Genomic DNA, 13241 nt, shown 5'->3' with positions numbered 1-13241 from the left:
ATTTTTATATTTGTTAATATATATACCCCAATTTTACAACCGTTGCAAAAATTTGTATAATTTTAGTGTAGTAAAGATAAGAAGGATTCTCCTTATCGTAATATTTTTAAGGGAGAAAGTAATGAATAAGTTGCTTGAAAAAATGGCAGATGCCCTCGTAAAAGTGGGCGAAAACGTCAGCGGCGCGCATTATATGATTGCCAAGAAATAAGGCAAGCGCGCTGGGGTAAAAGTACCCCATAAAGCAGTTTGAAGCCAGCCAAGTTGTTCGCTGGCGGACAGGGGAAGAAAATTCTTCCGCCTGTCCAAAACGGCTAAATCAGATTTCCATTTTAAAAAACCCCGCACTTGGCGGGGTTTTTTTATTGGGTAAATAATTTTACGGCTTGTAATATAATGAACCAGATGCAGGCTTAGAAGTATAACCCATACTCTTACAAAAATCTGCACCCTCGGTAGCGTTACTGCCAAAAGGAACACAGGCTTCGCTTTTCCGTTCGGAACCAAAACTGGGAAGCCAAAGCAAATAATATAATTGGCGCGTAGTCCCTTTCATATGATACGCATAGACTCTCCCAGAATTATTAACTATAACCTCAAAATATTTCGTACGCACACAATAATCGCTCTTGGTGGCACAGTCCTTGGCATTGGCCAGGGAAATATCTAAATATGCTATTTTGGGATATTTGCGCGCGCTTGACGCTAAATCCGTATTTTCGTAATAATAGCGGTTTACGGCCTCCTGCACCGCCGCGCCGGCAGCCAGCCCTTCGGAAAACCGACTGCGCTCAATCGCTTTTTGGTACGAGCCAAACCCGATACCGGCCAAAATGCCGATAATAATCACTACTGCCATTAGTTCGGTAAGTGTAAAACCGTGTTTTGTAAGTTTCATAAAACCTCTTAAAAATAAAAATGCTACTAATTATTATAACCTTTTTTGAGCCGTTCACAAGGGTTAATATTGAAAATCCCCCCAAAAACCGATATACTAACAAAGTAAAGGAGATTTTTATATGAAGAGATTTAACAAAGGTTTTACCCTTATTGAGTTACTGGCCGTGGTACTGATTATCGGTATTTTGACGGCTATCGCTTTGCCGCAATACCGCCGCTCTATCCAACGCGCGGAGTCTATGGAAGCGTTAGTCAACCTGCGCACGATTTTTGACTCCGCCAAGCGCTACCGTTCCGCTAATTCGGAAACGCCAACGAAATTAAACGGCTTGGACGTGTCTTTCTTTGACGCCACAAGCACCACCGAAGCCAACTTTGGTATCGGCAAGTTTGAATATATTTTTGCAAATGACGGTATCAGCGCCTGCCGGTTAAGCGGGTCCAATACTTATAACGATACTTTTTGCTTTAAAATGTACTACAACCACGGGACCTACGGCAAAAGTGCGCTTACTTGCACCCCCAGCAGCAACGTAAAATACGAGTGGATTTGCCCTGCTATGGGCGCCACGGATGCAAGCGGCAACGCCGTTAAGGATTCTGCCGGCGGGTATTTGATTCGATAATTTGCCTAAACAAAATGGCCCCGGGCAATAAAACCCGGGGCTTTTTTACACTAAAATTAGATATTCCTTGTCGTGTTGGAAATCTGTCGTTAGTACAAAAACAACAGGTATCCGAACCTGCGGGCCTCCACGCCCCGGAGATGACAGGCAGAAACAATCCTTTCACATCCAATTTGCTTACCTGCCGTTTTTCTTGCGTTTGAAGAACTTGGAAAAACGTTTATTTCCTTGGGAAGCAAAGGCTTTTTTGGTTTGCAACTGCTTTAATTTCTTTTTACTCGCGCCCACATGCACGGCAAAGGGGTTTTTCGGCGGTTCGGTTTCACCTAATATCCGCGCGGTATCGGCGGCTTTGCGGAAAGTTTTAGGCTTTTTAAGCGGAATCGGTTTAAGCACGGCTTCCACGCGCGGGGTTTGTGGCAAATACACTTCGCCCTCGGCCAATAACCGCTTGGCGACTTCGGTTGCCTTAGACGGGCGGGCCTCGCGTTTACGGCGTTTTTTAGCGTGCGCAGCGCCTTCTTCCTGCGCTACAAATTTAGGCGCGGGTAAAGGCTCAATCGTCTTTTGAATTTTTTTGACCGGTATTGAAAATTTAGTAACCTTGCAAATATCGCTCCACTTATCCATATCGTCGGAAATGAGCGATACCGCCGCCCCCACCGCTCCCGCGCGGCCCGTACGGCCGATACGGTGGATATAATCTTCGGGGCACTGGGGCAAATCGTAATTAATCACACAAGATAAATTGGGCACGTCAATCCCGCGGGCGGCCACGTCGGTAGCCACCAATATGCGCACCGCACCGCTCCTAAAAAATTCCAACACTTGGCGGCGGCGGTTTTGGCGCAAATCTCCGTGTAAAGCATTGGCCTTTTGTCCATACAGTTTAAGTTGCTTGGCCAAGCGTTCCGCTCCGTGTTTGGTGCGTGTAAATACCAAAATAGAGCCGGGCCGCGTGTTTAATTCGTGAAGTAACTGCGGCAATTTTTCGCGCACGGACACTTGCACAATTTCCTGCACCACCAAATCGGCAGGCGACGTTACTGAGCCGATTTTTACGCGGGCAGGCCGGTGCAAAAAATCATTGGCAAGCCCTACAATTTCATTAGGGAGCGTCGCCGAAAAAAGGAGCGTTTGGCGCGGAGTTGGTAAGGCAGCGGCAATTTTACGCATATCATCAATAAACCCCATATCCAGCATACGGTCCGTTTCGTCCAGCACCCAATAGCGCACCTGCTTAACATCCACACTCTTGCGGGCCATATGGTCCAGCAAACGGCCCGGCGTGGCAATAATCACACGCGGGCGGCGGCGCAAATCGGCATATTGTTTATGTATATTATCTCCGCCGATAATTAAAGCAGAGGACAGCGGATGTTCTTCATCTGTCAGTTTGTTAAGTTCCGCATAGGTTTGCTGGGCCAGTTCCCGCGTAGGCGACAAAATAAGCGCATTTTCCTGCGGGTTATCCGTCAGCCGGGCCGCCAACGGAAGCAAAAAAGCAAAGGTTTTACCTGTTCCCGTCTGGGCGGTTGCCAACACATCTTGTCCGCGCAAGGCAGGAGCAATCGCTCCCTCCTGCACCGGAGTCGGCTCCGTAATATCCAGGCATTTTAGGGCTTTTTGCAAAAATTCGGGCAATAATTCAAAGGCGTTCATTACTTATCCTCCACCAAGGCGGCTTCGCATTCTTCGTTTAAGCGCAGCCATTCTTCTTCGGCATTTTTTAACTGGTCATTTAAAAGTGCCAGTTCAATGCTCCCGTCCGCCGAATATTCAGCCACCAGTTGTTCCTCCAAAGTCTTTTTCCGGGCAGAGAGTTTTTCTATTTTTTCATCTAACGCGCGGATTTCTTTTTTAAGCGGAGCAACGCGCGCGCGCCGCTCGGCGGCTGCCTTACGCTGGGCCTCTTTGGAAGTCATTTTGTCGCTTGCCAGGTCGTTGCGGTCGTTATTTTTTAAGAGTTGGGCTTTATAATCGTCCAAATCACCCGTAAAATTTTGGCAAGTACCGTGGCGGACAATCCACAAGGTATCGCAAGTGAGTTCAATAACGTGCAAATCGTGCGTAATCAGCACCACCGCCCCTTGGTACTCATTTAATGCTTCCAAGAGCGCTTGGCGGGATTGGATATCCAAATGGTTCGTAGGTTCGTCCAAAATAAGCAAGTGAGGGGCATCTTTGGTAATAAGCGCCAAGAGCAGGCGGGATTTTTCGCCCCCTGAAAGTTTACCGATTTCCGTATCGCTCTTGGCCTTGTTCAAGCCAAACGCGCCCAACTGCGCGCGGACCTGCGTTTCCGTAGCCAAGGGCATTACGGCGGAAAGTTGCTCATACGGCGTTTTTTCCACGTCCAACTCTTCGGTCTGGTGCTGGGAAAAATACGCAATCTTCATTTTTTTGGCAACCGTCATTTTGCCGCTCATCAAAAGCAAGCGGTGGGACAAAATTTTAGCCAAGGTAGATTTTCCGTTTCCGTTTGCACCCAACAGCGCAATGCGGTCATCCGGTTCTATGCGCAAATTTAAACCGCTCAAAACAGGTTTATCGTCATACCCGGCTACGCCGTTTTCAATAGTGATTAAGGAATTTTGCAAACGCGCCGGAGACGGAAATTCAAAATGGGATTCAGGGTCTTTGGGTATTTGCGGAGCGGCCCCCAACTTTTCAATCATTTTAATACGGCTCTGTGCCTGTTTGGCCTTGGTAGCCTTGTAACGGAACCGGTCCACAAACGATTGCAAATGCGCTACCACACGCTCGTGCTTGGCAGCCGCCAAACGCAAGCCCTCAATGGCGGCCGCGCGGGTGCGCTCGTAAGTATCATAATTGCCGTTGTAGAGTTTTAACTGTCCGTCCTCCACGTGGATAATTTTATCGCACAGGCGGTTTAAAATATGACGGTCGTGGCTGATGATAAAAACGGTTTTGTCCAAACGGACAAGGTAATTTTCCAGCCACATTGCGGTTTCCAAATCCAAGTGGTTGGTAGGTTCGTCCAACAGCAAACAGTTAGACGGCGCATACAAGCAAGCCGCCACATTAGCACGCACTTGCCAACCGCCGGAAAATTCCTTTAACGGACGGCGGAAATCGGTATTTAAAAAACCAAGTCCGCTTAAAATAGCACTTGCACGGGCCTCGGCACTGTGCGCCCCCAAAAACTCCAATTTATCAAACACTTCGGCCATACGTTCGCCCGAAATGGCGGGATTTTCCAATTCTTTTTGCAAAGAGGACAATTCCTTATCTGCGGATAAAACATAATCCAACAGCGGCACAGACGGATCCGTGATTTCCTGCGCCACGGATGCAATTTGCGTACCGCGGGAGATGTCTATTTTGCCTCCGTCGGGGGAGAACTTTCCTTCAATCAGTTTAAAAAGCGTACTTTTGCCGCACCCATTCGGGCCGACAAGGCCCACTTTTTGTCCGTCTTGAATCATTACGGAGGTATCTTCAAACAAAGTGCGCAAGCCAAAATGGAAGGAAAGGTCTTTAATGTCTATCATAGAATATATATTTTACTAAATTTGGACTATCCACGCGGGAAAGGCATATATAAAAAACCCGCACGAAAAAACGTACGGGGTTTTTTATTATAACCAAGGCTAACGGTGCAAATTCACAAAGGCGGCGGCTTCAATACCCGCTTTGGCTCCGTTTCCGGCGGCTATAATTGCCTGCCGGTAGTGTTTATCGGCACAATCACCCGCGGCAAAAATACCTTCAATCGTGGTATGCGTGCGTTCATCCGCAAGCACAAGGCCGTTATCGGCAAGCGCCACCAAAGAATCCTTTAAAAAGGCTGTCTGCGGTTCGGCGCCAATGGCTACGAATACGCCGGAGCAGGAAATTTGGCTGATTTCTCCTGTTTTTACATTTTTTACCTTTACACCTTCCAACGCTTCGCCGCCCAACAGTTCCACCGGCACACTGTTAAGCACCAGTTTAATTTTGGGGTTGGACTTTACCTTTTCAACCGTTACCTGGTCGGCGCGGAAAGCATCACGGCGGTGAATTAAATTCACTTCGGGACAAAATTGCGATAAAAAGAGTGCATCTTCAAAAGCAGTATTTCCCCCGCCCACTACACACACGGTCTTACCGCGCATAAAAAATCCGTCGCAAGTGGCACAAGCGGAAAGGCCTCGGCCGATAAATTTTTCCTCACCGGGCAATCCCAGCCACCGAGCCTTGGCTCCCGCGGCAACAATAACACTTTTCGCCAAATATTGCTTGCCGTCGGTCGTTGTTAGCGTAAAGGGCGATTTTTCCCCCTCCACTTTGGCAATTTCTTCTGCTGTAAATTCCACGCCCAGGCGTTTGCATTGTTTGTGCATATTGTCCATTAATTCAAACCCGCCTACGGGATTTACAAACCCGGCATAATTTTCAATATCGGGTGTAGTTAATAATTGTCCGCCCGGAACCGCACCGCCGGCAATCACGGGTTTTACCCCCGCCCGCACCGCATAAATAGCCGCACTGCACCCGGCAGGCCCGGCACCGATAATAAGCAAATCCACTTCTCTCATAATGATAAAAACTCCTTGTATAATTTTTGGAAATATTCCACCGGAAAGCCCTCCACATTACTGCGGCTGCCGACGATACGCTCTATAAACGGGTCTTCTTCGTCCTGTACGGCATAGGCACCGGCTTTATCCATATGTTTCCCGGCTAAGTGGTCCAGTTGTTCTGGCGACAAAGTTCGCGCCTTGCATTTTGAAACATCGTACCCATAGAGCATTTTATGCTCGTTTAGGCACATAATGCACACCCCGGTATAAACGGACTGCCAGGATCCGTTTAACTTGTTTAAAATACGCAAGGCATCCTTTTTATCCTTGGGTTTGCCGATAATTTCCCCCTTGCAAAATACTAACGTATCTGCGCCGATTACCACCGCACCCGGATATTTTTGGGCAACATCAAAGGCTTTTTGTTCCGCCAGTTCGCTTACGCGGGCCGCGGGGCGCTTTTTGGTGCTTGTTTCGGGGTTTTGGGACGGAATAATATCAAAAGTAAACCCTAATTCCTTTAACAGCGCAATGCGGCGCGGAGATTTGGAGGCTAAAATTAAGTTCATATTATTTACGCACAAATTTGGCAATAATCAAATAGCCCAACACCAAGCCGATAATTCCGCAAATACTCACGCACAGGGCCAAAGGGTGAATCCCCACCGTGTAAACGCGCGTTAAGGCGTGGTCTAACTGTTGGGGCAGATAGGCGGCCAGTTTTTCCAGGCCCAGGCCAATCAAGGCCCCCAAGACTAACGTCAGCAACGCAAAAACAATTCCTCTCATACGACTCTCCTTAATTAGTTTAAAGTAATTGTATCTTTTTTAATCGGCACAGGGACGTTTGTCTTACCGTCCTCGCTGTCCGTAAGGCTGTAACGCATACGCCAAAAACCGATACCCGCCAACACGGCTACCGCGCCCACAATCAGCCACGGACCCGGCAAATAATGAGGGGCCACATAATCGCCCAACAGACCCGCTATAAAAAAACCGACCGCTGAACCTAAATTATAAAATACCATTAACATCCCCAAATACCGCCCGCGGGTTTCGCGCGAAGCGATATTAGACACCAAGGTTTGCTCTCCAGGCGACACAAGCAATTCCCCCACCCCGGCTAAAAATACACCGAAAGCAATTAAAAGAAAACTGTTAAAAAATCCCACCGAACCGAACCCCACCGCATAAGCCAGACAACCTAGCAGCATTGCCGTAGAAAGGCGGATTTTGCTCATTAGCACCGTCCCCCAATATTGCAAAAAAACCACCACGAGGCCATTTACGGTAAATAGCCACCCAATATAATATTCCGGCATATGCAAATACTGCTTACAATGCACCGAAAGCCCCACCACCAACTGGGAGTTTACCGCCGTAATCAGCAGTACATACAAACACATCTTGGCAAGCCGCGTATCTTTCAAAGCAAGCAAAGTGGAAACAAAACTGGGTTTGCGGGATTTGCACGGAATATGGTTATCCTGCACCAAGCGGCCCAAATACAAAATAGTAACAGCATATAAAATAGCCGTAAAATAAAAGGCCATACTATACGAATAGCGCACCAAAAATCCACCCATAGCCGGGCCTAATGCCCAACCGATATTAAGCCCGATGCGGATAATGCCAAAGGCTTCCACGCGGTCTTTTGGCGTGGTATTATCCGTTACCCACGCATTAGAGGCCGGACGGAAAAAAGCACCCAAAAAGGTGGTTAAAAAGTACCAAATAAGCATCCAGCCCACATTTACTTTTAGTTCAATACACAGCCCCAGCGCAAACATTGCTACTATTTGGGAAAACAATCCCCACATCATTACGTTTTTTCGCCCAAACGCATCAGCCAATTCGCCGCTGATAGCACTGGATACACAGCGCGACAACCCGGCTAATGCTATCACCAGGCCGGCCAAAGAGGGCGTCAAATTCCGTTGGGTAATTAAATAAATGGTAAAAAACGGCAAAGAAAGCCCGTAGCCAAAAAGCAAAAGGCCGTTGGCTGCGGAAATAAGAATCATACTGCGTTTTGTTTCGCGCTGCATAATATATATTGTATAAAATTAACCGCGTCCCCGTTGAGTGCCCGACGGGTACAAATAGAAAAAATTTCCCAATTAAAGTAAATTTTGATATAATATGTCAAGGGATTTTTATGACCAGGGAAGAAGAACTCATAAAAAATGTGCAATTTGTAGAGTCTGCCCTGTGCGCCGCGTGCCAAAAGGCGGGCCGGAACCCGCAGGATGTATCCCTAATGGCGGTAACCAAGTACGCACAAGACAAAGATGTTTTAACGCTCTTGGATAGCGGCCTTATCCGGCATATCGGCGAATCCCGGGTCCAACAGGCTGAAAAACGTTGGACAAATTCCGTTTTTGCAAAGTATAAAACCGTTAAACATTTTATCGGTCATTTACAAAAAAACAAAGCGGCAAAAGCCGCGCGGTTGTTTGATTTTATAGACTCCTTGGATAGCGAAGAAACCGCCTTGGCTTTGAACCGTACCGCACCGGAAGGAAAAATCATCCGTGCGCTTATACAAATAAAACTGACGCAAAAAGACACCCAGTCCGGCTTACCGCTTGAAGAAGCGCGGAAATTAGTCAAAAAACTGGCGGAATTAGAGCATATTAAAATTTGCGGGTATATGGGTATTGCCCCGCAAGGCGCATCCGAAGAGGAATTGCACCAAATTTTTAAACAGGTCAAAACAGCCTTTGACCAAGATTTTCCCGGGGGCGAGCGGTATTTGTCTCTCGGGATGAGCGAAGATTTTAGGGTGGCGGTAGAGGAAGGCTCTACCTTGCCGCGAATTGGCAGCCGTTTATTTGCCACAACATTGGAGGGTTTATGATTATAAAGGTCCGTTTAATCCCAACCGCCGGACGCAATGAGGTAATTAGCCGCATTGGAAGCGTACTGCGTGTAAAGATTAAAAATAAAAAGGTAGATGATGATGCCGCCAATGCCATTATGAAAACCTTCCTGGCTGATTTCTTTAACGTGGCAGAAGAAAGCATTATTATTGTAAAAGGCGCCAAAGGAAAGGAAAAAACCGTAGAAGTGCGCGACAAAAGCGAAGAAGAGTTGCGTAAAATTATGGATTCTATTCCGTAGAATTTACAGAGGTTCCCTACAAAACCCAAAGTCCGGCATTTTGATTGCCGGGCTTTTTTTATGGTGCTTTCAAACGAAAGAAGTGTAATAACGGAAAGGCTCGGAAATCTGCGGGTCGCCAACCCTCGGGGATGACAACCAAAGCAAAATAGCCGTCATTCCCGAATGTTGTAGTCGGGAATCCGTTGTTCGCCGGTGCCGTCATCCTGGAAAGTCGTAGTCCAGGATCTGTTGTTCGTCGGACTTGTTTCCTTACGACACCGCTACGAGATCCCCGAACCCTGCGGGCCGCCAAAACCCTCGGGGATAACTCTTCCTGTTGTTGTCATTCCAGAAAGAGTGGCGGGCCTGCCAGTATGCCGCCCGCAGGGAACGGAGAGGACAAAAATTCCCCACGCAAAAACGCCCCAGCACCTAAACAGGCACTAGGGCGAACGTCAAAAAACTACTATTTTATGCTTTGGGCGCGTTATCCAACAAATTTGCCATACCTTGCGCAATATTCCGCCCGCTGGGCTGTTGGTAAGCATACAGGCCAAACTGCGGCAATACAGCAAATAAATGGTCAAAAATATCACTCTGCAACGCTTCGTAATCGGTCCAAACCGTCGTGTTTAAGAAACAATACACCTCCAACGGAAGGCCCTGCGACTCTTGCTTTAATTGGCGGACCATTAAAGTAAAATTGGAGTCATTTGATACCACATACGGACGCGAAGCCAAATACAGTTCCGCATAATGGCGGAAAGTACCCAGGTTTGTTAAATGCCGTCCGTTAATCAAATTTTCCTTTACGTTGCGCTTGGCATTAAAGGCCGCAATTTCGGCCTCTTTATCCGCCAAATAATCTTTTAACAGTTCAATTTTTTTCAACCGCGCCAACATATCGCTATCCAAAAATTTAACCGTATCCACATCAATTAAAATACTGCGCTGGATACGCCGGGCCTTGGCTGCGTACATACCGCTCCAATTTTTAAACGGTTTGGAAATCATATCGTAAGTCGGCACGCTGACAATCGTCATATCAAAGTTTTGCACGCGCACACTGGTAAGCGAAATATCAATAATATTTCCGTCAGCCCCGGCGGAATCTACGGTAATCCAGTCGCCTATTTTAATCAGTTTGTTTGTAGTCAACTGAATACTGGCGGCAAATCCTAAAATCGGGTCTTTAAAAATTAAAGAAAATACGGCTGCCAAAGCGGATAACCCCGTGATAATATACATTGGTTTGCGCCCCAACACCAAGGACAATATAAAAAGCCCTGTGCCCAAAAAGACGACGATTTTTACCGCCTGCACAAGCCCCTTTATGGGGATATTCGGGTTCCGCCCGTACAAATGGGATAATGTATCCAATAGCGCATTAATCAGCCACGAAAAACTAATCACCACGAACAGGCCCGTCAGTTTACCCATTAAGGTTGCCAGCCAAGTAACATCTTGAAAAATAAAAACCGGGTGCAAGTTAATGGCAACCATTGCCGCAACGACCACGCCAAGGGCGGTAAAAAAACGGTGCTCGCGCATTGCGTTAAACCACTTGTCGGAGTGCAATTTAGCCACCAGTTTGCTCAAATAAGTATTGCAAAACCAAGTGCTAATGCGCGCCAACACATACAATATCAGCACAAACAGTACCGCAGACATAATTTGCGCAATCAACACGTTATATTTGTCCGGGATATACGGCAAGTTTTCCACTAACGGCAGGATAAATTTCACAAAATGCTCCTTTCTGTCAAAAAGTTACTATAATAAAGTGTATGAAAAAAATACTTTGCGGCGCAATGCTTGCCTGCCTAATTTCTGCTTGTTATACGCCGCTAAACAACTCCGGCGTAGCCACCACAAAACCTTGGTTGGAAGTTTCCGCCAAGAAACTGGACTTTGACGGCAAACAATACGACTCTTGCTACCAATTTAATCTTCATTTTTGGCCGCAAGAAGCCGCCGAAGCGGTGGATTTAAAAAAATCTTGCGTAAATGCTTGTTGCTGGCGCAGCGACAAAAGCGAAGTAACGCTGGACTTTAATAAAGATTTTGACGCCCGCCTGGCTTACTATGGCCGCGCACGCAAATATACCCCGGGAAAAATCACCTTTAAGGTAACGCACTCCAATTTAGTAAACACCACCAAAGTAACCACAGACCCCAAAGGTGCGGTTTCAAACAGCGGCCTTGTAAAACTGACGTATAAGGAATATGAAAATCCCGCACGATTAAAACAAATTGAAGAGGCCGCCACCCGCCTGCAAACCAGACGCAACGCTTATTTAAACGAGCAACGCCAACAGCAGGCCGAAAATGCCGCTAAAAGGGGCGCACAACCCATTAGCAAGGAATCGCAGGCCAAGGCTTTGCTCTCCCTCGTGGCGGGGCCAAAAATAGACAAATATTTCTATCAAATGAATAAGTCCTATAACCGCCAAGGGGCCGTATTTATGTTAAGCGAGCGCCTGTTGCAAGCGCAGGAATTAAACACACAGGGAGGATTTACCGTCTATTGCCACGCCAAAGCCCGCACAGGAGTAAATACCGCCCAATTAAAAGCCTCCACCTTTCCTTGCGGTAAGTGGCGTGTAGATTTGGAAACACAAACCGTCCAGCCGGACAATGCCAAAGCCAGACAAATTTGGGGCAAATAGTTAGCCTTAAAAACACTTAAAAACCCTGGGGACCTTTTATAGTACCCCGGGGTAAATGAGTCGCCTAATGCTATAATTTTGAAGGTTTACAAGTTGCCGTATAAATCCGTCCTTGGCACATTGTTACCGTTTTGGACGAACTTATTTGCCCATATCTACAAGCAATACGGTTACTGTGTTGTTCCCGCACCACGCAGGTTGCGCCTCTCGTGGCCGTCGGGCATTCAGACAACGAATTAGCCACATAGCGGTCCGCCCCACAAGTAGAAGATACCATAATCTCAACTTGGCTTAAACCATTATCTAATAATTGACAATAGGTAGATTCTCTTATTTGGCAACTTATTAAATTGCCCTTGCTGCCCCAAGTACACTTTTCGCTTCCGGAGAAATCCCCATCGGAACTGCCATTACAATTTGCCAAGGCCAAGAGTTTTACTTTTTGGTTGTTGCTTGTTACGCGTTCTTCCCATTTTAAGGTGCAGTTGCTAAGTGCCGCGCCTGTATTGACGTGCGAAGATGTCGGCTGTGGAATATCGTTCCCAGACAATGTAAACCCGTCCGTTGTGGCATCATCATAAAGGCTTGCATCCTCAGACCCGCTGACAGATAATTTATTAGCACGCAATGTAGCCGCCTTTTGTTTTAAGCGGTTTACCGCATCTAACGTGGATATATACGAATCGTTTTTAACCGTTGTCGTTCCGCCGTTTACATACACTTTATTTAAAAGTGCCGTAGGCGTACCCGTATTGACTGCCTGATAATTATCATAAGTATTGGCCGCCGCTCCGTGGATAGCCGTATTGGGCATATCAAGCGCAGAGCCGGACTCCCCCACCACAGCGGGAACATTATAATTTAAATTAGGTGAACTGGCACTCACAGTACCGCCGGAGCGGACCGTCATCGTGTTGGCTTCAATACCGCCTTTTAAATTGGCCTTATCGGCTACCTTTAAATAGACGTAATCGCCCATACGCGACGGATTATACGACACCGCGGAAATGATTTCCGCCGGAGCATTTACCGCCGCAAATAGAGTAATCAGAAACATAACAACCAACCGTTTGACAAAGGCTCTTGCCGTGCGGCCACCCCAAACAAACGTCATTCCGTAAGGTTTCTGTACGAAATCTCGCCGTTTCGCAACAACAGATTCTGGACTACAACTTTCCAGAATGACGACACTAGCACAAGTAGCCGCACGGCTAACATCAATAAACCCTTTCATTTTTTCTCCTTTTTAAGGTCTTTATATTTGAGCAAAACGGCCTTTTATACGCGTTTTTATATACCGGATACATCCGGGTATATCCGGCCTTAATTTTCAAAATTTTAACAAAAAAAAAAAATAAAACAACCCTTTAAAAAGAAGTCCGGCGAACGGCTTACCTTTTTCCCTCTTTTGACTA

At 46.9% G+C, this 13241-nt stretch carries 13 protein-coding genes; 4 read left to right on the top strand and 9 right to left on the bottom strand.

Translation table 11 applies throughout. From position 1 onward, the window contains the following. Positions 1–379: 379 nt before the first annotated feature. Positions 380–898: a prepilin-type N-terminal cleavage/methylation domain-containing protein gene (locus tag ACZOTW_RS03260; protein WP_483997473.1), complete on the bottom strand. Its 519-nt coding sequence runs from the start codon at positions 896–898 to the stop codon at positions 380–382. A 121-nt stretch (positions 899–1019) separates the two neighbouring features. On the opposite strand from ACZOTW_RS03260, the gene ACZOTW_RS03255 reads away from it, so the two are divergent. Then, complete coding sequence (locus tag ACZOTW_RS03255; protein ID WP_428040482.1) at positions 1020–1526, top strand: prepilin-type N-terminal cleavage/methylation domain-containing protein; 507 nt, start codon at positions 1020–1022, stop codon at positions 1524–1526. Between the two features lie 177 nt (positions 1527–1703). On the opposite strand, the gene ACZOTW_RS03250 is transcribed toward ACZOTW_RS03255, so the two are convergent. From ACZOTW_RS03250 to ACZOTW_RS03225, 6 genes are all read right to left on the bottom strand, one after another. Then, entirely contained in the window at positions 1704–3188 is a 1485-nt protein-coding gene (locus tag ACZOTW_RS03250) for a DEAD/DEAH box helicase (RefSeq protein WP_483997472.1), read from the bottom strand. Next, the gene (locus ACZOTW_RS03245) at positions 3188–5041 is read right to left on the bottom strand and encodes an ABC-F family ATP-binding cassette domain-containing protein (protein ID WP_483997471.1); all 1854 of its coding nucleotides are present in this window, start codon (positions 5039–5041) and stop codon (positions 3188–3190) included. The genes ACZOTW_RS03250 and ACZOTW_RS03245 overlap by 1 nt, the downstream gene beginning before the upstream one ends. A gap of 99 nt (positions 5042–5140) precedes the next feature. Then, positions 5141–6067, bottom strand: coding sequence for a thioredoxin-disulfide reductase (gene trxB / locus ACZOTW_RS03240; RefSeq protein ID WP_483997470.1), 927 nt, complete (start codon positions 6065–6067; stop codon positions 5141–5143). Then, positions 6064–6621 (bottom strand): Maf family protein, encoded by a 558-nt coding sequence (locus ACZOTW_RS03235; protein ID WP_483997469.1) that lies wholly within the window; start codon positions 6619–6621, stop codon positions 6064–6066. The genes trxB and ACZOTW_RS03235 overlap by 4 nt, the downstream gene beginning before the upstream one ends. Position 6622: 1 nt before the next feature. Next, a complete protein-coding gene (locus tag ACZOTW_RS03230) occupies positions 6623–6841 on the bottom strand; it encodes a hypothetical protein (protein WP_177747262.1) in 219 nt (72 codons plus the stop codon). A gap of 14 nt (positions 6842–6855) precedes the next feature. Continuing rightward, a complete protein-coding gene (locus tag ACZOTW_RS03225; RefSeq protein ID WP_428049624.1) occupies positions 6856–8100 on the bottom strand; it encodes an MDR family MFS transporter in 1245 nt (414 codons plus the stop codon). A 110-nt stretch (positions 8101–8210) separates the two neighbouring features. Here ACZOTW_RS03225 and ACZOTW_RS03220 point away from each other — a divergent pair, with 110 nt between their 5' ends. Continuing rightward, complete coding sequence (locus ACZOTW_RS03220; RefSeq protein WP_483997468.1) at positions 8211–8912, top strand: YggS family pyridoxal phosphate-dependent enzyme; 702 nt, start codon at positions 8211–8213, stop codon at positions 8910–8912. Continuing rightward, a complete protein-coding gene (locus ACZOTW_RS03215; protein WP_177747271.1) occupies positions 8909–9175 on the top strand; it encodes a DUF167 domain-containing protein in 267 nt (88 codons plus the stop codon). Before ACZOTW_RS03220 ends, ACZOTW_RS03215 begins: the two co-directional genes overlap by 4 nt. A 453-nt stretch (positions 9176–9628) precedes the next feature. Here ACZOTW_RS03215 and ACZOTW_RS03210 read toward each other — a convergent pair whose 3' ends face one another. Further along, a complete protein-coding gene (locus ACZOTW_RS03210) occupies positions 9629–10903 on the bottom strand; it encodes a mechanosensitive ion channel family protein (protein ID WP_483997467.1) in 1275 nt (424 codons plus the stop codon). 41 nt (positions 10904–10944) lie between these two features. On the opposite strand from ACZOTW_RS03210, the gene ACZOTW_RS03205 reads away from it, so the two are divergent. Beyond that, positions 10945–11826, top strand: a complete 882-nt coding sequence (locus tag ACZOTW_RS03205) for a hypothetical protein (protein WP_483997466.1) — start codon at positions 10945–10947, stop codon at positions 11824–11826. A gap of 70 nt (positions 11827–11896) precedes the next feature. Here the strand turns inward: ACZOTW_RS03205 and ACZOTW_RS03200 are convergent, their stop codons facing one another. Continuing rightward, the gene (locus tag ACZOTW_RS03200; RefSeq protein WP_483997465.1) at positions 11897–13060 is read right to left on the bottom strand and encodes a hypothetical protein; all 1164 of its coding nucleotides are present in this window, start codon (positions 13058–13060) and stop codon (positions 11897–11899) included. Positions 13061–13241: the final 181 nt, after the last annotated feature.

The sequence above is a fragment of the Candidatus Avelusimicrobium sp. genome (assembly GCF_056976295.1).
The sequence above is the reverse complement of the archived record's forward strand: the minus strand, read 5'-3'. Positions and strand labels throughout refer to the sequence as shown.